Origin of the sequence: Escherichia sp. MOD1-EC7003 (assembly GCF_002965065.1) — a bacterium.
Classification (GTDB): domain Bacteria; phylum Pseudomonadota; class Gammaproteobacteria; order Enterobacterales; family Enterobacteriaceae; genus Escherichia.
Genome location: NZ_PTRE01000039.1, coordinates 80,121 through 101,314, shown reverse-complemented (window position 1 = coordinate 101,314; position 21,194 = coordinate 80,121). Strand labels below are relative to the sequence as shown.

Here is a 21,194-nt window from a genome sequence, read left to right as displayed (position 1 = left end):
GTATGATGTCTTCTGTTTCTACATCGGGTTCTGGCGCACCTAAGTCGTCATTCAGCTTCGGGCGTATCTGGGATCAGTACGGCATGCTGGTGGTGTTTGCGGTGCTTTTTATCGCCTGTGCCATTTTTGTCCCAAATTTTGCCACCTTCATTAATATGAAAGGGCTGGGACTGGCAATCTCCATGTCGGGGATGGTGGCGTGTGGCATGTTGTTCTGCCTTGCCTCCGGTGACTTTGACCTTTCTGTCGCCTCCGTAATTGCCTGTGCGGGTGTCACCACGGCGGTGGTCATCAACCTGACTGAAAGCCTGTGGGTTGGCGTGGCAGCGGGGTTGCTGCTGGGCATTCTCTGTGGCCTGGTCAATGGCTTTGTTATTGCCAAACTGAAAATAAATGCCCTGATCACGACACTGGCAACTATGCAGATTGTTCGTGGTCTGGCGTACATCATTTCAGATGGTAAAGCGGTCGGTATCGAAGATGAAAGCTTCTTTGCCCTTGGTTACGCCAACTGGTTCGGTCTGCCTGCGCCAATCTGGCTCACCGTCGCGTGTCTGATTATCTTTGGTTTGCTGCTGAATAAAACCACCTTTGGTCGTAACACGCTGGCGATTGGCGGGAACGAAGAGGCCGCGCGTCTGGCGGGTGTACCGGTTGTTCGCACCAAAATTATTATCTTTGTTCTCTCAGGCCTGGTATCAGCGATAGCCGGAATTATTCTGGCTTCACGTATGACCAGCGGGCAGCCAATGACGTCGATTGGTTATGAGCTGATTGTTATCTCTGCCTGTGTTTTAGGTGGCGTTTCTCTGAAAGGCGGCATCGGAAAAATCTCATATGTGGTGGCGGGTATCTTAATTTTAGGCACTGTGGAGAACGCCATGAACCTGCTTAATATTTCTCCTTTCGCGCAGTACGTGGTTCGCGGCTTAATCCTGCTGGCGGCGGTGATCTTCGACCGTTACAAGCAAAAAGCGAAACGCACTGTCTGATGCTGTTTTCTACAACAATTTAGCACTTTTCCCACCACAGCCAGCCGCCACAACGGTTGGCTGTTCTTAGTTGCAAATGGCGCCCCCCGTCACACTGTCTATACTTACATGTCTGTAAAGCGCGTTCTGCGCAACACAATAAGAAAAGAGAAGGAGGAGACCGGGTGACAGAACCGTTAACCGAGACCCCTGAACTATCCGCGAAATATGCCTGGTTTTTTGATCTCGATGGAACGTTGGCAGAAATCAAACCGCATCCCGATCAGGTCGTCGTGCCTGACAATATTCTGCAAGGACTTCAGCTACTGGCAACTGCAAGTGATGGTGCATTGGCATTGATATCAGGGCGCTCAATGGTAGAGCTTGACGCACTGGCAAAACCTTATCGCTTCCCGTTAGCGGGCGTGCATGGGGCGGAGCGCCGTGACATCAATGGTAAAACGCATATCGTTCATCTGCCGGATGCAATTGCGCGTGATATTAGCGTGCAGCTGCATACGGCTATCGCTCAGTACCCTGGTGCGGAGTTGGAGGCGAAAGGGATAGCTTTTGCGCTGCATTATCGTCAGGCTCCGCAGCATGAAGACGCATTAATGACATTAGCGCAACGTATTATTCAGGTCTGGCCACAAATGGCGTTACAGCAGGGAAAGTGTGTTGTCGAGATCAAACCGAGAGGTAGCAGTAAAGGTGAGGCGATTGCAGCCTTTATGCAGGAAGCTCCCTTTATCGGGCGAACGCCCGTATTTCTGGGCGATGATTTAACCGATGAGTCTGGCTTCGCAGCCGTTAACCGGCTGGGTGGAATGTCAGTAAAAATTGGCACAGGCGCAACTCAGGCATCATGGCGACTGGCGGGCGTACCGGATGTCTGGAGCTGGCTGGAGATGATAACCACCGCATTACAACAAAAAAGAGAAAATAACAGGAGTGATGACTATGAGTCGTTTAGTCGTAGTATCTAACCGGATTGCACCACCAGATGAGCACGCCGCCAGTGCCGGTGGCCTTGCCGTTGGCATACTGGGGGCACTGAAAGCCGCAGGTGGACTGTGGTTTGGCTGGAGTGGCGAAACAGGGAATGAGGCTCAGCCGCTAAAAAAGGTGAAAAAGGGTAACATTACGTGGACTTCTTTTAATCTCAGCGAACAGGACCTTGACGAATACTACAATCAATTCTCCAATGCCGTTCTTTGGCCAGCTTTTCATTATCGGCTCGATCTGGTGCAATTTCAGCGTTCAGCCTGGGACGGCTATCTACGCGTAAATGCATTGCTGGCAGATAAATTACTGCCGCTATTGCAAGACGATGACATTATCTGGATCCACGATTATCACCTGTTGCCATTTGCGCATGAATTACGCAAACGTGGAGTGAATAATCGCATTGGTTTCTTCCTGCATATTCCTTTCCCGACACCGGAAATCTTCAACGCGCTGCCGACATATGACACCTTGCTTGAACAGCTTTGTGATTATGATTTGTTGGGGTTCCAGACAGAAAACGATCGCCTGGCGTTCCTGGATTGCCTTTCTAACCTGACCCGCGTCACGACGCGTAGCGCAAAAAGCCATACGGCCTGCGGCAAAGCGTTTCGAACAGCCGTTTACCCGATCGGCATTGAGCCGAAAGAAATAGCCAAACAGGCTGCCGGACCACTGCCGTCAAAATTGGCGCAACTCAAAGCGGAACTAAAAAACGTACAAAATATCTTTTCTGTCGAACGATTGGATTATTCCAAAGGGTTGCCGGAGCGTTTTCTCGCCTATGAAGCGTTGCTGGAAAAATATCCGCAGCATCACGGTAAAATTCGTTATACCCAGATTGCGCCAACGTCGCGTGGTGATGTGCAAGCCTATCAGGATATTCGTCATCAGCTTGAAAATGAAGCCGGACGAATTAATGGTAAATACGGGCAATTAGGCTGGACGCCGCTTTATTATTTGAATCAACATTTTGACCGTAAATTACTGATGAAAATATTCCGCTACTCTGACGTGGGTTTAGTGACGCCACTGCGTGACGGGATGAACCTGGTGGCAAAAGAGTATGTTGCCGCTCAGGACCCAGCCAACCCGGGCGTTCTTGTTCTTTCGCAATTTGCGGGAGCGGCAAACGAGTTAACGTCGGCGTTAATTGTTAACCCCTACGATCGTGACGAAGTTGCAGCTGCGCTGGATCGTGCATTGACTATGTCGCTGGCAGAGCGTATCTCCCGTCATGCAGAAATGCTGGACGTTATCGTGAAAAACGATATTAACCACTGGCAGGAGTGCTTCATTAGCGACCTAAAGCAGATAGTCCCGCGAAGCGCGGAAAGCCAGCAGCGCGATAAAGTTGCTACCTTTCCAAAGCTTGCGTAGGTGCTGTTAATCTCCCTTAAGTGGAACCAACAGCACATCGACCTCACTTGAGGCAATCACTCTTTTCGCCGAGCAGGATGCTCGCGAAAAGAAACTGTGATTATGATTACCGCAAATCACCAAATCGAAATGATGTTTGCGACAAACCTCCAGAATATGTTCGCTTAACTCACCGTAGGCAATAAAAGTCTTGTCAACGGGATATCCCGCATCCTGAATTAACTTATCAAGAAAGCTTTGCGTTTCTTCCTGCATCACGCTGCGTAAATCTTCAAGCATCGGTGCAGCTAATTGATTGTACATTTCCGGGTCGGAAGCGAGAGTCATTAAACTGATGAGTCCCTTTACTGGCCTGGCAATAGATACCGCTTTTGCCAACAGTTGCTGACTTTCCGGTGTAACCGCAACGGCGACAAGAATATTGCTATAGCTCATAACCTGTTCCTTATTCGGTGAACTTCAGGTGACATTTAAGCTTTACTCTTAATGGAGAAACGACGCAATTCCAATTCGGTAAAACAGGTAAATATTAGCCTGGTTATTAGTAAATTTAATTAATTACTCTTTGTGATTATGTGATTCAACTGTAATTATAGGAAATTGACATCCTCCCGCCCTGCAGGACGGGGATCCCTGCTACGTTCAGGCTGTCGCCTGAATCATTTCGGTGGGTTCCTGCTTCAACGGGCGGCCTGACTGCACCATCCCTCCACAGGCAAGTACGGCGTGCCCCGCCGCTAAAATGTTACGAGCGCCGTTTACATCGGCGTTCGCTGTATATCCACAAGCCCGACACACGAATTTACTTTGTGACAGGCGATTTTCTTTCGCGGTATGACCACAGCACGCGCAACGCTGGCTTGTGTACGCTGGCGGCACTGCCAGTACCTGACCTCCACGCCAGCGCTGCTTGTACTCAAGCTGACGGCGCATTTCATACCAGCCCTGCTCCAGTATCGAACGGTTTAAACCTGATTTTGCCCGGACATTGCGCCCCGGCTGACTTATCGTACCAGCCGCTGACTTTGACATGTGTTTTACCTTCAAATCCTCAATGACAATCATTGCGTGGTTTTTGCTGATTGTCGTTGTGACTTTATGAAGGTAGTCTCTGCGGATATTTGCGATACGGGAATGCAGTTGCTGTATTTTGCGTTTCCGCTTCTGCCAGTTGTTGCTGAATTTGACCTTGCGGCTTAACTGTCGCTGAAGTCTCGCCAGCGTCTTCTGGTTTTTCTGAAAACTGTTTACAGGTTCAAAGACTGTGCCATCTGACAGCGTGGCGAGTTTAGCCACGCCAGCATCCAGTCCGACCATTGATGCTGAAGGGTGAACCGGAGTGGATACTTCACTTTCAGTCTGAATACTGATGTACCACTTACCGCAGGACTGGCTGACAGTGACATTTTTCACAACACCCGTGACCTGACAGCTATTCCGGTAGCGCATCCAGCCTAGTTTCGGCAGAGAAATACGGCTGTTTTCCTGATCGAGCTTAACGCCCCGCGGGTAGCGGAATGCATCATTCTGTCCCCGCTTTTTGAATCGGGGAAAAGCCGCACGCTTCTGGAAGAAGTTTTTGTAAGCCCGCTCAAGGTCTTTCAGTGACTGTTGCAATGGCTGTGAGGGCGAATCTTTAAGCCATTGCGTTTCAGTGGTATTTTTCCACTCAACCAGCCAGGAAGCCATTTTCCCGTAAGGGATGTATTTATTACCGGCCTCATGATTCTCATTCTGACGTGCCAGAGCGCGATTGAAAACGAAACGACATGCGCCTGCGAAGCGCCTCATTTCACGCTCCTGTTGACCACCGGGTCTTAACTGGAATTTAAATGCCTGTAGTCGTTTCACAGGTTAAATTATACTTTGGTCTGTGAAAAAAGAAACCGATATCCGGCGTGGAAGACATTGTGTTTTCCTGATGCATGTTCACTTGGTCTTTGTCACCAAATACCGACGCCAGATTTTTGACCATGACGCGACAGAAAAACTACGCACTGACTTTTCAAATGTATGTGCTGATTTTGAAGCTGAACTGGTTGAAATGGATGGCGCACCAGATCACGTCCATTTGTTAATTAACTATCCTCCCAAACTGGCGATATCCAGTCTGGTAAACAGCCTCAAAGGCGTATCGAGTAGGTTACTGCGACGAGATCGACCAGATATTGCAGTCAGGTATTACTACAAAGGCGTTTTGTGGAGTCCTGGCTATTTTGCCAGTAGCTGCGGAGGTGCGACAATATCCGTCATCCGCCAATACATTGAACAACAGCAAACACCTGGTCAGGTGAAAAACCGCGCCTTATATCCCTGCCCTGAAGGATGGGGTTTTACGGCGCACCGGGTAAATTACCGTTTCCGAAGGCTGGATATTACGCTTCTGACTTTTTACCCAACAGTGAGAAAACGATGGCATGTCCATTTTCAGAATACATTTAGGTGGCAATAAAAAAGCCTGAGCAGGTAACCCTGCTCAGGCCTTACTTTCACGAAAAATCGATTACATACGCTCTACTGTCTCAATACCCAGCGTATCCAGACCCAGCTTCAACGTTTTCGCCGTTAGTTGTGCCAGTTTCAGACGGCTGTTACGCACTTCTTCGTTTTCTGCGCTAAGGATCGGGCAGTGCTCATAGAAGCCAGAGAACAGACCGGCCAGATCGTACAGGTAAGCACACATCACGTGCGGCGTGCCTTCACGGGCAACCACAGTGAGGGTTTCTTCAAACTGCAGCAGGCGAGCTGCCAGTTGCGCTTCACGATCTTCACGGATGATTACCGGAGCTGCGGCCAGTTGCTCTTCGTTAATTTCTGCTTTACGGAACACGGACAATACACGCGTATAGGCATACTGCATGTATGGCGCGGTATTACCCTCAAACGCCAGCATGTTGTCCCAGTCGAAGATGTAGTCGGTAGTGCGGTTTTTGGAGAGATCCGCATATTTCACCGCACCAATACCAACTGCGTTAGCCAGTTTTTCCAGCTCATCGGCTGGCATATCCGGGTTCTTCTCTGCCACCAGACGGCGTGCGCGCTCCTGGGCTTCATCAAGCAGATCGGCCAGTTTCACTGTACCACCCGCGCGGGTTTTGAACGGTTTGCCATCTTTGCCCAGCATCATGCCGAACATGTGGTGTTCCAGTGGTACAGATTCCGGCACATAGCCTGCTTTGCGGACGATAGCCCACGCCTGCATCAGGTGTTGATGCTGACGGGAGTCGATGTAATACAACACGCGATCGGCATGCAGTGTTTCATAACGATATTTCGCACAGGCGATATCAGTGGTGGTGTAGAGATAGCCGCCATCTTTCTTCTGAATGATCACACCCATCGGTTCGCCTTCCTTGTTTTTAAACTCATCAAGGAATACGACGGTTGCGCCTTCGCTTTCTACTGCCAGACCTTTGGCTTTGAGATCTGCCACGATACCCGGCAGCATCGGGTTGTAGAGGCTTTCACCCATCACGTCATCACGGGTCAGCGTCACGTTGAGACGATTGTAGGCAATCTGGTTCTGCGTCATGGTGATGTCGACCAGTTTGCGCCACATCTCGCGGAAATATTCGTCACCGCTTTGCAGTTTTACCACGTAGTTACGTGCACGCTCGGCAAACTCTTCATCTTCGTCGTAATGCTTTTTCGCATCGCGGTAGAAACCTTCAAGGTCAGCCAGCTCCATTTCACCGGCGTTTTCCTGTTGCTGCTTTTCCAGCCATGCAATCAGCATACCGAACTGAGTGCCCCAGTCGCCGACGTGGTTTGCGCGAATCACTTTGTGACCGAGGAACTCCAGGGTACGTACTGCCGCGTCACCAATAATGGTGGAACGCAGGTGACCGACGTGCATCTCTTTCGCCACGTTTGGTGCAGAGTAGTCAACCACAATGGTCTGTTTTTCTGGCGTAGCAACACCGAGACGATCGGACGCCAGCGCCTGCTGAACATGTTCAGCCAGGAATGCCGGATCAAGGAAAATGTTGATAAAGCCTGGACCGGCGATCTCAACTTTGCTGGCGATACCGTTAAGATCCAGATGAGTCAGCACCTGCTCTGCCAATTGTCGCGGTGCCATACCCAGTTTTTTAGCAACTGCCATCATGCCGTTAGCCTGATAGTCGCCGAACTGAACTTTTGCTGACTGACGAACCTGCGGTTCGCAATCCGCAGGCGCGCCTGCCGCAATCATGGCCTGACGGACTTTTTCTGAGAGAAGAGCCTGAATATTCACCGGAATACCTTACATTGATGAAGCGAGCAAAAATTGCCCGCACCAGTTAAAGAAATTAGGGCGGGAGTATACTGCAAATGGCTGTTTTCGTCAGCAACGTGCGCGTGGCGTATTGCCGTTTTCACTATTGCATCAAGAGCGGCGTGAAAGCAGCGGTTGGTTGGCGCAGGCCAACAGGGTAAATTAACGCTTTTACTGAAAGACGAAGAGTGATTATGGCGAACTGGCAATCTATCGACGAGCTGCAGGATATTGCATCGGATTTACCGCGATTTACCCACGCATTAGATGAACTTTCCCGCCGTCTGGGGCTGGATATCACTCCGCTGACTGCCGATCACATTTCTTTGCGTTGCCATCAAAACGCCACCGCTGAACGCTGGCGTCACGGGTTTGAACAGTGCGGCGAGCTTTTGTCAGAAAATATGATCAATGGCAGACCGATTTGTCTGTTTAAATTGCATGAACCGATACAGGTTGCTCACTGGCTGTTTTCAATTGTGGAGCTACCGTGGCCTGGGGAAAAACGTTACCCGCAGGAAGGTTGGGAACATATTGAAATCGTTCTGCCTGGTGATCCTGAAACGCTTAATGCCCGTGCGCTGGCATTGCTTTCTGATGAAGGACTCAGCTTGCCGGGGATCTCAGTTAAAACCAGTTCGCCAAAAGGTGAGCATGAGCGATTACCAAATCCGACGCTGGCGGTCACCGATGGCAAAACAACGATTAAATTTCATCCATGGTCCATTGAAGAGATCGTTGCCAGCGAGTTGTCGGCGTAATTAAGGAGCAAAAATGGCATTACTGGAAATTTGCTGTTACAGCATGGAATGCGCGCTAACGGCGCAGCAAAACGGCGCAGACAGAGTTGAATTATGCGCAGCCCCAAAAGAGGGGGGCTTAACGCCGTCGTTGGGGGTACTGAAATCCGTGCGCCAGCGGGTGACGATCCCTGTGCACCCGATTATCCGTCCACGCGGTGGTGATTTTTGCTACAGCGACGGTGAGTTTGCCGCCATCCTTGAGGATGTGCGCACAGTCCGCGAATTAGGTTTTCCTGGACTGGTGACGGGCGTTCTCGATGTTGACGGGAATGTCGATATGCCACGAATGGGAAAAATAATGGCTGCTGCCGGTCCACTGGCTGTTACTTTTCATCGCGCCTTTGATATGTGCGCTAACCCTTTAAATGCACTCAATAATCTTGCGGAATTGGGCATTGCCCGGGTACTGACATCAGGGCAAAAATCAGATGCACTGCAAGGTTTATCAAAAATTATGGAACTTATTGCCCATCGTAATGCTCCAATCATTATGGACGGAGCAGGAGTTCGTGCAGAAAACCTGCACCATTTCCTCGATGCCGGAGTGCTGGAAGTCCATAGCTCTGCGGGAGCGTGGCAAGCCTCACCGATGCGTTATCGTAATCAGGGATTGTCCATGTCATCAGATGCACACGCGGACGAGTATTCGTGTTATGTCGTAGACGGGGCAGCGGTTGCTGAAATGAAAGGAATCATTGAACGTCATCAGGCCAAATGATTTTTACCGTTGCATCATGTCGCCCAATATGATGCTTGCTCGTACCAGGCCCCTGCTATTTCAACAGGGGTCTTTTTTTATCTTCTGGCAGTATAAATAATGAACGATTTGCTCGCTATGGCGATTTCCGCGCTGCTTCGGTGAAAAATGCGCTGGTATATATCGAAAAATATACGGGCAATGCGCCGACGTTAACGGCGTTTGATCAGCCAGCTGTTCAGGCATAAGACGTAAATAGCGCCTGGAAACAGGCGCTAAATTGCTGACAAAGTGTGCTTTGTTCATGCCGGATGCGGCGTGAACGCTTTATCCGGCCTACAAAGTTGTGCAAATTCAATATATTGCAGGAGATGAGTAGGCCTGATAAGCGTAGCGCATCAGGCAGTTTTTGCGTTTGTCATCAATCTCAGTGCCCGGAAGTGGGCGCTAAATTTTTACGGCTTACGCGCAATCAGCACCGCGCGTTTAGGCGCAGGATAACCTTCTACCGTTTTACTCGGATCATGTGGGTCGAGGAAATCGGACAGAGACTCGGTAACCATCCACTCGGTGCGTCGCTGCTCTTCTGTAGTGGTAACGCTCACATCCGCAATGCGGATATCAACAAAACCACACTTCTTCAGCCAGTTTTTCAACGCCAACGCTGACGGGATGAAATAAACATTACGCATTTGCGCGTAACGATCGCCTGGTACCAGCACCGTGTTCTCATCGCCATCAATAACCAGCGTTTCCAGCACCAGTTCGCCTTCATTCACCAGTTGATCTTTCAACTGCCAGAGATGTTCCAGCGGTGAACGACGATGATAAAGCACGCCCATCGAAAAGACGGTATCAAAGGCTTTCAGCGCCGGAAGTTGTTCAATGCCTAACGGCAGCAGATGCGCCCGTTGATCGTTACCTAACAATTTACGCACTGCTTCAAACTGGCAGAGGAACAGTTGCGTAGGATCGATTCCCACCGCCAGATGTGCGCCTGCGCCAATCATGCGCCACATGTGATAACCGCTGCCGCAGCCGACGTCCAGAATCGTGCGCCCGGTTAAATCAGAAAGATGGGGCAGAACACGATCCCATTTCCAGTCGGAACGCCATTCGGTATCGATGTTGACGCCATACAGCGAGAACGGCCCTTTGCGCCACGGCATCAGGTTGCGCATCAGCGTTTCAATGCGCTTAATCTGTCCGGCGCTCAGTGGTTCTTCGCTTTCTGCCGTCACGCTATGCAGTAAATCAAGACGATACGGTTTAATTTCAGGCAGAAATTCTACAGCATTGGACCACTGCTTAAACAGCCCGTGCTGCTGTTCTCGCTGCCAGCTGGCAATCTGCGCAGGCAGCGTTTCCAGCCAGTGTGAAAGATGATTTTTGGCAATCAGAGCATAGAAGTTACCAAAGTCGATCATGCAGCGTCCTCTGCTTTTAATGCCACCAGTGAACCAAAGTTAAAGCACTGAAACCACAGCTCGCTATGTTCAAAACCGGCTTGATGCAGGCGTGCTTTATGGGTTTCAACGGAATCGGTCAGCATTACGTTTTCCAACATGCTGCGCTTCTGGCTGATCTCCAGTTCGCTGTAGCCGTTGGCACGTTTAAAGTCGTGGTGCATGTTGAACAGCAGTTCACCAACTGTGGCATCTTCGAAACTGAATTTTTCCGAAAGCACCAGTGCGCCGCCCGGATTCAGCCCTTGATAAATTTTATCCAGTAACGCCTGGCGCTCAGAGGGTTCCAGGAATTGCAGGGTAAAATTCAGTACCACCATCGACGCGTTTTCAATGGCGATATCGCGAATATCACCTTCAATAACGTCTACTGGAATAGGGGCTTTATAGGCGTCAATATGGCGACGGCAGCGTTCAATCATTGCCGGGGAGTTGTCGATGGCGATAATTTTGCAATTATCATGATGAATGTTGCGACGCACCGAGAGCGTCGCCGCGCCCAGAGAACAACCCAGATCGTAAACCTGCGTACCAGGTTGAACGAAGCGTTCGGCTAACATACCAATCATGGAAATAATATTGGAATAGCCGGGAACGGAACGCTGGATCATATCCGGGAAGACTTCAGCTACCCGTTCATCAAAGGTCCAGTCGCCCAGTCTGGCGATAGGGGCAGAAAATAGCGTGTCGCGGTGAGACATAACGTAAAAATCCGGGAAAAAGAAAGTGGCGTATTGTGCGCTAACGCAGGGAGAAAACCAACTCCCAGGGCATATACCAAAGATTCGCCAGCACCATCAGCAACAGCGCACACCAGGTGGCGCTCATGCCGGAACGTCGCCAGCGGAACAGACGGTGATGAAAACCGTAATAATGCATCAGACGACCAGCAAGCAAAACGATGCCACAAATATGCACCATCCAGGTTTCAGCGCCATTCATTTCCATAAACAGCATCAACACAATTGCGATGGGAATATATTCCACCGCATTGCCGTGAATGCGAATAGCGCTTTGCAGTTCGCTAAAACCACCGTCGCCATAGGCAACGCGATACTGCATACGCAGGCGAACAACATCAAAAGAGAACTTCATTAATAACAACGCACCTAAAACGGCATAGAGCGCGCTTACCATACAAACTCCCTTTAAAATGGCCGATGGCACTTGTCTATGATAGGTGGCAAATTCAGAAAAGAGAAGATTGCTGTGGAATAGCCGGAACTGCTCCGATCTCTGGGAGCGTTTTACGTAAGTCTTCCCACAGGGTATTTACCAGTTCCGGTGCCTGGGCAATATCTGGCGTATGTAAAAAAAGATAAGGTGTCGTGGTCTGGTGCCACTGCGCTAATTTTTGTAACCAGACCTGAAATAATTCCCGGTTTTGCGTCATATCATCACTGCCGATAAAACGGATCAGCGGATTTGTCGCCGTCAGTACAGCATGTACCGGAACTTTAGGTTTTTTCCGTTGAGCGTCGCGAATGGCTTCATTATGCGGACGTGCTGCATGAATTGGGCGGACGTCTAAAATCCCCCGATTAATGCCGCGCTGATGTAAACCGCGATTAAGCATTTGTTCCTCTTCTCCTTTGGTGAAAAACAACGGATGACGCACTTCCACGCCATAATTAAATTCGCCAGGAAGAGAATCGAGAAAATGCCAAAGCGCAGGTAGCTCCCGTGGACCGAATGTGGCAGGCAGTTGCAGCCAGTATTGCCCAATGCGAGGAGCCAACGGTGACATACGAGTCAAAAATTCTGTCACTAAATCATCGCAATGCCGTAATGCAGCCTGATGCGAAATGGTCGCCGGAAACTTAAAACAGAAGCGGAAGTCATCTGTCGTCTGCTCACGCCAGCGCAAGACAACCTCGGGTTTCGGCAGGGCGTATAGCGTGGTGTTGCCCTCCACACAGTTAAAGTGGCGGGCATACTCTTCAAGGCTAGTTATCCCCAACCGCACCCATTTAGGATGCGACCATTGCGGCAGACCGATGTAAATCATAACGCGTTGATGATCTCTTCCACGCAACGCACGCGGGCGATGCGCGGGTAGATATGATTAATGCTGTTATTGTGTTGTTCGGCGCTGGCAGCACTGCAGGCGTCTTCGGCAACCACCAGATTAAAACCGAGTTCCCAGGCATTGCGGGCGGTGGATTCAACACCAATATTGGTCGAGATCCCACATAAGACGATGGTGTCAATACTGCGGCGGCGCAGCTGCAATTCCAGATCCGTACCGTAAAACGCACCCCATTGACGTTTAATGATTTCGATATCGCCGTCGGTTGCACCTAATGCAGCAGGATGTTGCCACCAGTTTTCGGGCAACACTTTAGCGGGAGAGGGGGCATCAACCGGCTGTTTTAATGCTTCGGCGTAATCGGCAGACCAGCCAACGCGCACCAGAAACACGGGCTGACCGCTTGCGCGAAATTTCGCCGCCAGTTTCCCGGCGCGATTAACCACCTCCTCGGCAGTATGCGGACCACCGGCAAAAGGCAAGATGCCTTCTTGTAAATCAATCACCACCAGCGCAGTGGTTTTAGCATTAAGTTCAAGCATGATGACTCCTGACAAAACAAAATCGTGCCTCTCACCTTAATGCGATTAGCCGATGGCAGAACGACAAATTTTGTTAATTTTTATGAGTTCGGGCAACACCTTTTTAGCAAACTGGCGTAGAGTCTGATTTCAGGTCCGATATAAACGGGTAACGAAGCGTTCCAGCGCGGGCCTAGCTCTTACGGTGCGGCAGAATTTCCAGTATAATAGCCGCCTTTTTTCATTCAGTTGTGACATACAGCTAACGCTGCGACTTGGTCACCTGCACAGCAGGGGGCATCTGCCGGCAGCTAAGTTAAGGGATATCTCATGCGTACAGAATATTGTGGACAGCTCCGTTTGTCCCACGTGGGGCAGCAGGTGACTCTGTGTGGTTGGGTCAACCGTCGTCGTGATCTTGGTAGCCTGATCTTCATCGATATGCGCGACCGCGAAGGTATCGTGCAGGTATTTTTCGATCCGGATCGTGCGGACGCGTTAAAGCTGGCCTCTGAACTGCGTAATGAGTTCTGCATTCAGGTCACGGGCACCGTACGTGCGCGTGACGAAAAAAATATTAACCGCGATATGGCGACCGGCGAAATCGAAGTGCTGGCGTCCTCGCTGACTATCATCAACCGCGCAGACGTTCTGCCGCTTGACTCTAACCACGTCAACACCGAAGAAGCACGTCTGAAATACCGCTACCTTGACCTGCGTCGTCCGGAAATGGCTCAGCGCCTGAAAACTCGCGCTAAAATCACCAGCCTGGTGCGCCGATTTATGGACGACCACGGCTTCCTCGATATCGAAACTCCGATGCTGACCAAAGCCACGCCGGAAGGCGCGCGTGACTACCTGGTGCCTTCTCGTGTGCACAAAGGTAAATTCTACGCACTGCCGCAATCCCCACAGTTGTTCAAACAGCTGCTGATGATGTCCGGCTTTGACCGCTACTATCAGATCGTTAAATGCTTCCGTGACGAAGACCTGCGCGCTGATCGTCAGCCTGAATTTACTCAGATCGATGTGGAAACTTCTTTCATGACCGCGCCGCAAGTGCGTGAAGTGATGGAAGCGCTGGTGCGCCATCTGTGGCTGGAAGTGAAGGGCGTGGATCTGGGCGATTTCCCGGTAATGACCTTTGCGGAAGCCGAACGCCGTTATGGTTCTGATAAACCGGATCTGCGTAACCCGATGGAACTGACCGACGTTGCTGATCTGCTGAAATCTGTTGAGTTTGCAGTATTTGCAGGTCCGGCGAACGATCCGAAAGGTCGCGTTGCCGCTCTGCGTGTTCCGGGTGGCGCATCGCTGACCCGTAAGCAGATCGACGAATACGGTAACTTCGTTAAAATCTACGGCGCGAAAGGTCTGGCTTACATCAAAGTTAACGAACGCGCGAAAGGTCTGGAAGGTATCAACAGCCCGGTAGCGAAGTTCCTTAATGCGGAAATCATCGAAGCCATTCTGGATCGTACTGCTGCGCAAGATGGCGATATGATTTTCTTCGGTGCCGACAACAAGAAAATTGTTGCCGACGCGATGGGCGCACTGCGTCTGAAAGTGGGTAAAGACCTTGGCCTGACCGACGAAAGCAAATGGGCACCGCTGTGGGTTATCGACTTCCCGATGTTTGAAGATGACGGTGAAGGCGGCCTGACGGCAATGCACCATCCGTTCACCTCACCGAAAGACATGACGGCGGCAGAACTGAAAGCGGCACCGGAAAATGCGGTGGCGAACGCTTACGATATGGTCATCAATGGTTACGAAGTGGGTGGTGGTTCTGTGCGTATCCATAATGGTGATATGCAGCAGACGGTGTTTGGTATTCTGGGGATCAACGAAGAGGAACAGCGTGAGAAATTCGGCTTCCTGCTCGACGCCCTGAAATACGGTACTCCACCGCACGCAGGTCTGGCATTCGGTCTTGACCGTCTGACCATGCTGCTGACCGGCACCGACAACATCCGTGACGTTATCGCCTTCCCGAAAACCACGGCGGCCGCGTGTCTGATGACCGAAGCACCGAGCTTTGCTAACCCGACAGCCCTGGCTGAGCTGAGCATTCAGGTTGTGAAGAAGGCAGAGAATAATTGATATGACTTATAAGCGTCCCGTTTCGATCTTAGTGGTCATCTATGCACAAGATACGAAACGGGTGCTGATGTTGCAGCGGCGTGACGATCCCGATTTCTGGCAGTCGGTAACCGGCAGCGTGGAAGAGGGTGAAACCGCGCCGCAAGCTGCCCTGCGCGAAGTAAAGGAAGAGGTCACCATTGATGTTGTCGCTGAACAACTGACCTTAATTGACTGTCAGCGCACGGTAGAATTTGAAATTTTTTCACATTTACGTCATCGCTATGCGCCGGGCGTGACGCGTAATACGGAATCCTGGTTCTGTCTTGCGCTCCCGCATGAGCGCCAGATCGTTTTCACTGAACATCTGGCCTACAAGTGGCTTGATGCGCATGCTGCGGCGGCGCTCACTAAGTCCTGGAGCAACCGGCAGGCGATTGAACAGTTTGTCATTAACGCTGCCTGAACAGGCAGGGCTATCTGGAGATATTTTTATGGCAGGTCATAGTAAATGGGCCAACACCAGACATCGTAAAGCTGCGCAGGATGCTAAGCGCGGTAAAATCTTCACTAAAATCATTCGTGAGCTGGTAACCGCGGCTAAACTGGGCGGTGGCGATCCGGACGCTAACCCGCGTCTGCGTGCAGCGGTGGATAAAGCACTGTCTAACAACATGACCCGTGACACACTGAACCGCGCAATTGCACGTGGTGTGGGCGGTGATGATGATGCGAACATGGAAACCATCATCTACGAAGGTTACGGTCCTGGCGGCACAGCAATCATGATTGAATGTCTGTCTGACAACCGCAACCGTACTGTTGCTGAAGTGCGTCACGCATTCAGCAAATGTGGCGGTAACCTCGGTACTGATGGTTCCGTAGCCTATCTGTTCAGCAAAAAAGGCGTGATCTCCTTCGAGAAAGGCGATGAAGACACCATCATGGAAGCAGCGCTGGAAGCCGGTGCTGAAGACGTTGTGACCTATGATGACGGCGCGATTGACGTCTACACGGCATGGGAAGAAATGGGTAAAGTACGCGACGCTCTGGAAGCGGCAGGTCTGAAAGCAGACAGCGCGGAAGTTTCCATGATCCCGTCCACCAAAGCGGATATGGATGCAGAAACCGCACCGAAACTGATGCGCCTGATCGATATGCTGGAAGATTGCGACGACGTGCAGGAAGTTTACCATAACGGTGAAATCTCTGATGAGGTTGCAGCGACTCTCTGATGAGGCCTGCTAAACAGCAAAACGGAGACGCGTGATGGCTATTATTCTCGGCATTGATCCGGGGTCGCGCGTTACCGGCTACGGCGTAATTCGCCAGGTAGGGAGGCAACTGTCCTACCTGGGTAGCGGATGCATACGCACCAAAGTGGATGATTTACCGTCTCGTCTGAAGCTCATCTATGCGGGCGTGACGGAAATCATCACCCAGTTCCAGCCTGATTATTTCGCCATTGAACAAGTCTTTATGGCGAAAAACGCTGACTCAGCCCTGAAACTGGGGCAGGCGCGGGGGGTGGCGATCGTGGCGGCGGTGAATCAGGAATTGCCGGTATTTGAATACGCTGCACGTCAGGTAAAGCAAACGGTGGTAGGTATTGGTAGTGCCGAAAAAAGCCAGGTGCAGCATATGGTGCGCACCTTGCTGAAACTGCCTGCTAACCCGCAAGCGGATGCCGCCGATGCGCTGGCGATTGCCATCACTCACTGCCACGTTAGCCAGAATGCGATGCAGATGAGCGAATCGCGGCTGAACCTGGCGAGAGGGAGACTGCGTTAAGTTATATCGCCTCGGTCAGTTCAGGCTGAGGCGTTTCTACTCCCTCCGCGTGAATCAACACCAACCCCGGATGATGCCACAGGCTGGCTGGCGTGACGGTTTTACGCTCCCACGGAATAGAACCTAAGAACCAGAATTTCCAGAAAGTGAGTTTTGCATTCGGATTGCTATTTAACAGTTCTCCAAACGTCTCTATTTCACCCACCGGGATACATAGCGCCTCTTTATAAATATCAAAAACGAATTTTGAACAGAACTGGCGAGATGATTCGTATTTAAACCCGGTGTGGTATAATTTGCGCAGCCGTGAAGGAACCTGTTCTAACAGACGTTGTTTTTGCTGTTCTGTAAGTCCTGCGCTTAATCGCTTTACTGCATATCGTTGATTAGATGAACGTTTAATAAAACGAGATAGCGTGGTGATGGTTGAAAGGGGAACCCGACTTTCTGCAACCAGGAAGTCTTCACCATTATGACCGATAATGATCCCGACGTGATTACTCCAGCAATTTGATGCAGCTGATATTTGACCAAATAAGGCAGCACCTATACATGTAAAGACGATATCACCAATTTCATATTCAGCAGGGTAATTGATATTCACGTTGTCATTCCATTGAGATAGATATGAGTATACGTAATAGCATAAAAAAATTATTTTTTCAGGAGATGCAATATATATTTTTATTACGCATTTTTTCACTGGATATGTAATATTCAAATATTTGCTTCTAATATAACCTGTAGAATAAATTATACTGCGCCGTTTTTCAGATCGTCGGGACGCCTCGCAAGTTTTCTTCATCCTTCGCTGGATATCTATCCAGCATTTTTTTATCATACAACATTCTCTTTGATTCGTTACCCAGGAGCGTCATGTGATAGGCAGGCTGAGAGGCATCATTCTGGAAAAACAACCCCCGCTGGTGTTACTTGAAGTGGGCGGCGTAGGCTATGAAGTGCATATGCCGATGACCTGTTTTTATGAACTCCCTGAAGCGGGCCAGGAAGCGATCGTTTTCACCCACTTTGTGGTGCGTGAAGATGCGCAGCTGCTGTACGGTTTTAACAACAAGCAAGAGCGTACGCTGTTTAAAGAGTTGATCAAAACCAACGGCGTCGGCCCGAAGTTGGCGCTGGCGATCCTCTCCGGAATGTCAGCGCAGCAGTTCGTCAATGCCGTTGAGCGTGAAGAAGTGGGGGCACTGGTGAAACTGCCGGGTATTGGCAAAAAAACCGCCGAACGCTTGATTGTCGAAATGAAAGACCGATTTAAAGGTCTGCACGGCGATCTCTTCACGCCAGCCGCCGATCTGGTGCTCACGTCACCGGCCAGCCCGGCGACCGATGATGCTGAACAGGAAGCGGTTGCTGCGCTGGTGGCGCTGGGCTATAAACCACAAGAAGCCAGCCGGATGGTGAGCAAGATCGCTCGCCCTGACGCCAGCAGTGAAACATTAATTCGCGAAGCCCTGCGCGCCGCGTTATGAGGTAAAGGATGATTGAAGCAGACCGTCTGATTTCTGCCGGTACCACTTTGCCGGAAGATGTAGCAGATCGCGCCATTCGCCCCAAATTACTGGAAGAGTATGTTGGTCAGCCACAGGTCCGTTCGCAGATGGAGATTTTCATCAAAGCGGCGAAACTGCGCGGCGATGCCCTCGATCATCTGTTAATTTTTGGCCCTCCGGGATTGGGTAAAACTACGCTTGCCAACATTGTCGCCAATGAAATGGGCGTTAATTTACGCACGACTTCCGGTCCGGTGCTGGAAAAGGCGGGCGATCTGGCAGCGATGCTCACTAACCTTGAACCGCATGACGTGCTGTTTATTGATGAGATCCACCGACTTTCACCCGTGGTGGAAGAGGTGCTGTATCCGGCAATGGAAGACTACCAGCTGGATATCATGATCGGCGAAGGTCCGGCGGCACGCTCCATTAAAATTGACTTGCCACCGTTTACCCTGATTGGCGCTACCACTCGGGCTGGCTCGCTGACATCGCCATTACGTGACCGTTTCGGAATTGTGCAACGTCTTGAGTTTTATCAGGTGCCGGATCTGCAATATATCGTCAGTCGTAGCGCACGCTTTATGGGGCTTGAGATGAGTGATGACGGCGCGCTGGAAGTTGCTCGCCGCGCTCGCGGTACGCCACGTATCGCCAACCGTCTGCTGCGTCGAGTGCGTGATTTCGCCGAAGTGAAGCACGATGGCACCATCTCGGCAGATATCGCTGCTCAGGCGCTGGATATGCTGAATGTCGATGCTGAAGGTTTCGATTATATGGACCGTAAATTGTTGCTGGCGGTCATTGATAAGTTCTTTGGTGGGCCGGTAGGTCTGGATAACCTGGCGGCAGCCATTGGCGAAGAACGTGAAACTATTGAGGATGTGCTGGAACCTTATTTGATTCAGCAAGGTTTTTTGCAGCGTACGCCGCGCGGGCGTATGGCGACTGTGCGGGCGTGGAACCACTTCGGCATCACGCCGCCAGAAATGCCGTAAGTTGGCTAAGGCATTCAAATTGACAATAGGTCTGATGCGACGCTGTCCGCGTCTTATCAGACCTACAACGGGGACCAAACGGTAGGTCGGATAAGGCGCTCGCGCCGCATCCGACAAATCTGTTCAGCGACAAATTAGCTGGCCTGTTTTTTCATCATACTGATAATAAATAGCAGTGCCGCACACAGCACCACCGACGGACCCGCTGGCGTATCGTAAAATGCGGAAAAGGTTAAACCGCCAGTTACCGCCACCATCCCTACCAAAACAGCGACACCAGCCATCTGTTCCGGCGTACGGGCAAAGCGACGTGCAGTTGCTGCAGGAATAATCAGCAACGAAGTAATAATTAATGCACCGACAAATTTCATCGCTACACCAATCGTCAATGCCGTCACCAGCATCAGTAACAATTTCACGCGCTGTAATTTCACACCGTCGACAAACGCCAGATCCGGGCTAATCGTCATCGACAGCAAATTGCGCCATTGCCAGAACAAAATCACCACCACGATGGCCACGCCAATCGCAATAGAGATGAGATCTTCTGGCGTCACTGCCAGCAAATCACCGAACAAATAAGCCATTAAGTCAACGCGTATGTTAGACATCAAACTAACGACCACCAGGCCCAGTGACAGGGCACTGTGCGCCATAATCCCTAATAACGTGTCGATAGCCAGCTGTGGGCGTTTCTCCAGCCATACCAGACCGCCCGCCAGCAGCAGCGTAACTGCAATCACCGCATAGAATGGATTCACGTCCAGCAACAAACCAAACGCGACGCCAAGTAATGAGGCATGAGCCAGCGTATCACCGAAATAAGACATACGACGCCAGACCACAAACGAACCCAGCGGACCCGCAGCACAGGCGAGCATGATCCCGGCTAACCAACCGGGAAATAGTAATTCAATCATGAGCGATCATTTCCCCGACGCAGAACAATTCGTCCCTGTAAATCGTGACGATGATTATGATGATGGCGATAGATACCCAATTGCTCAGCACCACGAGGACCAAACATTGAAATAAACTCCGGATGCAGGGAAACAACTTCCGGCGTGCCGGAACAACAAATGTGGTGATTAAGGCAAAGCACTTCATCGGTTTTTGCCATTACCAGATGTAGATCGTGAGACACCATTAAAACGCCACAATCCAGTTCGCGACGCAGTTGGTCAATAAGGTCATACAGCGCTACCTGACCATTCACATCCACGCCCTGTGTGGGTTCATCCAGCACTAATAATTGCGGTCGATTTAACAATGCTCGTGCTAACAGTACACGCTGCGTTTCGCCACCAGAGAGCTTTTGCATCGGTGCGTTAATCAGGTGTCCGGCCTGGACACGTTTTAGTGCAGGCAAAATATCTTCTTTATGTGTGCCAGGGCGTAAGCGTAAGAAACGGTTTACGGTCAGTGGCAACGTGGTGTCGAGATACAGCTTCTGCGGTACATAGCCGATGCGCAGTTTTCCGTTGCGCTTGATAACCCCTTCATCGGGTGTTATCAGCCCGAGCACTACCCGTACCAGTGTCGACTTACCTGCGCCATTTGGCCCAAGTAAGGTCAAAATTTTTCCAGGTTTAAGTTCCAGCGACACGTCAGAGAGGACGCGGCGTTGGCCAAAAGAAACCGAGACATTTTCCAGGGAAACCAGACTTGTCATGTTAATTTTA

24 protein-coding genes and 2 pseudogenes are annotated in these 21,194 nt (G+C 50.7%); 15 read left to right on the top strand and 11 right to left on the bottom strand.

The window, feature by feature from the left end; translation table 11 throughout:
* Positions 1-5 precede the first annotated feature (5 nt).
* From araH to otsA, 3 genes are all read left to right on the top strand, one after another.
* Positions 6-992 carry an arabinose ABC transporter permease AraH gene (gene araH / locus A7090_RS07590; protein ID WP_105273553.1) on the top strand — a complete coding sequence of 329 codons (987 nt, stop codon included), beginning with the start codon at positions 6-8 and terminating at the stop codon, positions 990-992.
* A gap of 164 nt (positions 993-1,156) precedes the next feature.
* Positions 1,157-1,957 (top strand): trehalose-phosphatase, encoded by an 801-nt coding sequence (gene otsB / locus A7090_RS07585; protein ID WP_105273552.1) that lies wholly within the window; start codon positions 1,157-1,159, stop codon positions 1,955-1,957.
* Positions 1,932-3,356 (top strand): alpha,alpha-trehalose-phosphate synthase, encoded by a 1,425-nt coding sequence (gene otsA / locus A7090_RS07580; protein ID WP_105273551.1) that lies wholly within the window; start codon positions 1,932-1,934, stop codon positions 3,354-3,356. The genes otsB and otsA overlap by 26 nt, the downstream gene beginning before the upstream one ends.
* Before the next feature lie 6 nt (positions 3,357-3,362).
* Here the strand turns inward: otsA and uspC are convergent, their stop codons facing one another.
* Both uspC and A7090_RS07570 read right to left on the bottom strand, forming a co-directional pair.
* Positions 3,363-3,791, bottom strand: a complete 429-nt coding sequence (uspC, locus tag A7090_RS07575; RefSeq protein ID WP_105273550.1) for a universal stress protein UspC — start codon at positions 3,789-3,791, stop codon at positions 3,363-3,365.
* Positions 3,792-3,998: 207 nt separating this feature from the next.
* A complete protein-coding gene (locus tag A7090_RS07570) occupies positions 3,999-5,207 on the bottom strand; it encodes an RNA-guided endonuclease InsQ/TnpB family protein (RefSeq protein ID WP_105273549.1) in 1,209 nt (402 codons plus the stop codon).
* A 7-nt stretch (positions 5,208-5,214) separates the two neighbouring features.
* Here A7090_RS07570 and tnpA point away from each other — a divergent pair.
* Positions 5,215-5,640: pseudogene (tnpA, locus tag A7090_RS07565) on the top strand (IS200/IS605 family transposase); the annotation flags it as partial.
* Positions 5,641-5,773: 133 nt separating this feature from the next.
* The gene (locus A7090_RS26485; protein WP_215112134.1) at positions 5,774-5,818 is read left to right on the top strand and encodes a hypothetical protein; all 45 of its coding nucleotides are present in this window, start codon (positions 5,774-5,776) and stop codon (positions 5,816-5,818) included.
* Positions 5,819-5,859: 41 nt separating this feature from the next.
* Here A7090_RS26485 and argS read toward each other — a convergent pair whose 3' ends face one another.
* Positions 5,860-7,593 (bottom strand): arginine--tRNA ligase, encoded by a 1,734-nt coding sequence (gene argS / locus A7090_RS07560; protein WP_105273548.1) that lies wholly within the window; start codon positions 7,591-7,593, stop codon positions 5,860-5,862.
* Positions 7,594-7,808: 215 nt separating this feature from the next.
* On the opposite strand from argS, the gene A7090_RS07550 reads away from it, so the two are divergent.
* From A7090_RS07550 to A7090_RS27230, 3 genes and pseudogenes are all read left to right on the top strand, one after another.
* The gene (locus tag A7090_RS07550; RefSeq protein WP_105273547.1) at positions 7,809-8,375 is read left to right on the top strand and encodes a VOC family protein; all 567 of its coding nucleotides are present in this window, start codon (positions 7,809-7,811) and stop codon (positions 8,373-8,375) included.
* A gap of 13 nt (positions 8,376-8,388) precedes the next feature.
* Positions 8,389-9,135 (top strand): copper homeostasis protein CutC, encoded by a 747-nt coding sequence (gene cutC, locus A7090_RS07545; protein WP_105273546.1) that lies wholly within the window; start codon positions 8,389-8,391, stop codon positions 9,133-9,135.
* Between the two features lie 146 nt (positions 9,136-9,281).
* Positions 9,282-9,362 (top strand): annotated as a pseudogene (locus A7090_RS27230) (trimethylamine-N-oxide reductase 2 domain protein); the annotation flags it as partial.
* Between the two features lie 207 nt (positions 9,363-9,569).
* Here the strand turns inward: A7090_RS27230 and cmoB are convergent.
* The 5 genes from cmoB to A7090_RS07515 are packed head-to-tail and all read right to left on the bottom strand — an operon-like array spanning position 9,570 to position 13,151.
* Positions 9,570-10,541 carry a tRNA 5-methoxyuridine(34)/uridine 5-oxyacetic acid(34) synthase CmoB gene (gene cmoB / locus A7090_RS07535; RefSeq protein WP_105273545.1) on the bottom strand — a complete coding sequence of 324 codons (972 nt, stop codon included), beginning with the start codon at positions 10,539-10,541 and terminating at the stop codon, positions 9,570-9,572.
* Positions 10,538-11,281: a carboxy-S-adenosyl-L-methionine synthase CmoA gene (gene cmoA, locus A7090_RS07530; RefSeq protein ID WP_105273544.1), complete on the bottom strand. Its 744-nt coding sequence runs from the start codon at positions 11,279-11,281 to the stop codon at positions 10,538-10,540. Before cmoA ends, cmoB begins: the two co-directional genes overlap by 4 nt.
* 40 nt (positions 11,282-11,321) lie before the next feature.
* Positions 11,322-11,717 (bottom strand): MAPEG family protein, encoded by a 396-nt coding sequence (locus tag A7090_RS07525; RefSeq protein ID WP_000252971.1) that lies wholly within the window; start codon positions 11,715-11,717, stop codon positions 11,322-11,324.
* 52 nt (positions 11,718-11,769) lie between these two features.
* Positions 11,770-12,588, bottom strand: coding sequence for a DUF72 domain-containing protein (locus tag A7090_RS07520; protein ID WP_105273543.1), 819 nt, complete (start codon positions 12,586-12,588; stop codon positions 11,770-11,772).
* Positions 12,585-13,151 carry a hydrolase gene (locus tag A7090_RS07515; RefSeq protein ID WP_105273542.1) on the bottom strand — a complete coding sequence of 189 codons (567 nt, stop codon included), beginning with the start codon at positions 13,149-13,151 and terminating at the stop codon, positions 12,585-12,587. The genes A7090_RS07520 and A7090_RS07515 overlap by 4 nt, the downstream gene beginning before the upstream one ends.
* A 309-nt stretch (positions 13,152-13,460) precedes the next feature.
* On the opposite strand from A7090_RS07515, the gene aspS reads away from it, so the two are divergent.
* The 4 genes from aspS to ruvC are packed head-to-tail and all read left to right on the top strand — an operon-like array spanning position 13,461 to position 17,003.
* Positions 13,461-15,233 carry an aspartate--tRNA ligase gene (gene aspS, locus A7090_RS07510; RefSeq protein ID WP_001258662.1) on the top strand — a complete coding sequence of 591 codons (1,773 nt, stop codon included), beginning with the start codon at positions 13,461-13,463 and terminating at the stop codon, positions 15,231-15,233.
* Positions 15,226-15,678 carry a dihydroneopterin triphosphate diphosphatase gene (gene nudB / locus A7090_RS07505; protein WP_105273541.1) on the top strand — a complete coding sequence of 151 codons (453 nt, stop codon included), beginning with the start codon at positions 15,226-15,228 and terminating at the stop codon, positions 15,676-15,678. Before aspS ends, nudB begins: the two co-directional genes overlap by 8 nt.
* Positions 15,679-15,706: 28 nt before the next feature.
* Positions 15,707-16,447 carry a YebC/PmpR family DNA-binding transcriptional regulator gene (locus tag A7090_RS07500; protein ID WP_000907248.1) on the top strand — a complete coding sequence of 247 codons (741 nt, stop codon included), beginning with the start codon at positions 15,707-15,709 and terminating at the stop codon, positions 16,445-16,447.
* Between the two features lie 34 nt (positions 16,448-16,481).
* Positions 16,482-17,003, top strand: a complete 522-nt coding sequence (gene ruvC / locus A7090_RS07495; protein ID WP_001295503.1) for a crossover junction endodeoxyribonuclease RuvC — start codon at positions 16,482-16,484, stop codon at positions 17,001-17,003.
* A gap of 1 nt (position 17,004) precedes the next feature.
* Here the strand turns inward: ruvC and A7090_RS07490 are convergent, their stop codons facing one another.
* Positions 17,005-17,607 carry a YebB family permuted papain-like enzyme gene (locus tag A7090_RS07490; RefSeq protein ID WP_105273540.1) on the bottom strand — a complete coding sequence of 201 codons (603 nt, stop codon included), beginning with the start codon at positions 17,605-17,607 and terminating at the stop codon, positions 17,005-17,007.
* A gap of 70 nt (positions 17,608-17,677) precedes the next feature.
* Here A7090_RS07490 and yobI point away from each other — a divergent pair, with 70 nt between their 5' ends.
* The 3 genes from yobI to ruvB all read left to right on the top strand — a co-directional run bounded on the left by yobI (position 17,678) and on the right by ruvB (position 19,512).
* Positions 17,678-17,743: a stress response small protein YobI gene (yobI, locus tag A7090_RS07485; RefSeq protein ID WP_105273565.1), complete on the top strand. Its 66-nt coding sequence runs from the start codon at positions 17,678-17,680 to the stop codon at positions 17,741-17,743.
* A gap of 138 nt (positions 17,744-17,881) precedes the next feature.
* Entirely contained in the window at positions 17,882-18,493 is a 612-nt protein-coding gene (gene ruvA / locus A7090_RS07480; protein ID WP_046077476.1) for a Holliday junction branch migration protein RuvA, read from the top strand.
* Between the two features lie 8 nt (positions 18,494-18,501).
* A complete protein-coding gene (gene ruvB, locus A7090_RS07475; protein ID WP_000568522.1) occupies positions 18,502-19,512 on the top strand; it encodes a Holliday junction branch migration DNA helicase RuvB in 1,011 nt (336 codons plus the stop codon).
* Between the two features lie 134 nt (positions 19,513-19,646).
* On the opposite strand, the gene znuB is transcribed toward ruvB, so the two are convergent.
* Complete coding sequence (gene znuB, locus A7090_RS07470) at positions 19,647-20,432, bottom strand: zinc ABC transporter permease subunit ZnuB (RefSeq protein WP_105273539.1); 786 nt, start codon at positions 20,430-20,432, stop codon at positions 19,647-19,649.
* Complete coding sequence (znuC, locus tag A7090_RS07465) at positions 20,429-21,184, bottom strand: zinc ABC transporter ATP-binding protein ZnuC (RefSeq protein WP_105273538.1); 756 nt, start codon at positions 21,182-21,184, stop codon at positions 20,429-20,431. The genes znuB and znuC overlap by 4 nt, the downstream gene beginning before the upstream one ends.
* Positions 21,185-21,194 lie beyond the last annotated feature (10 nt).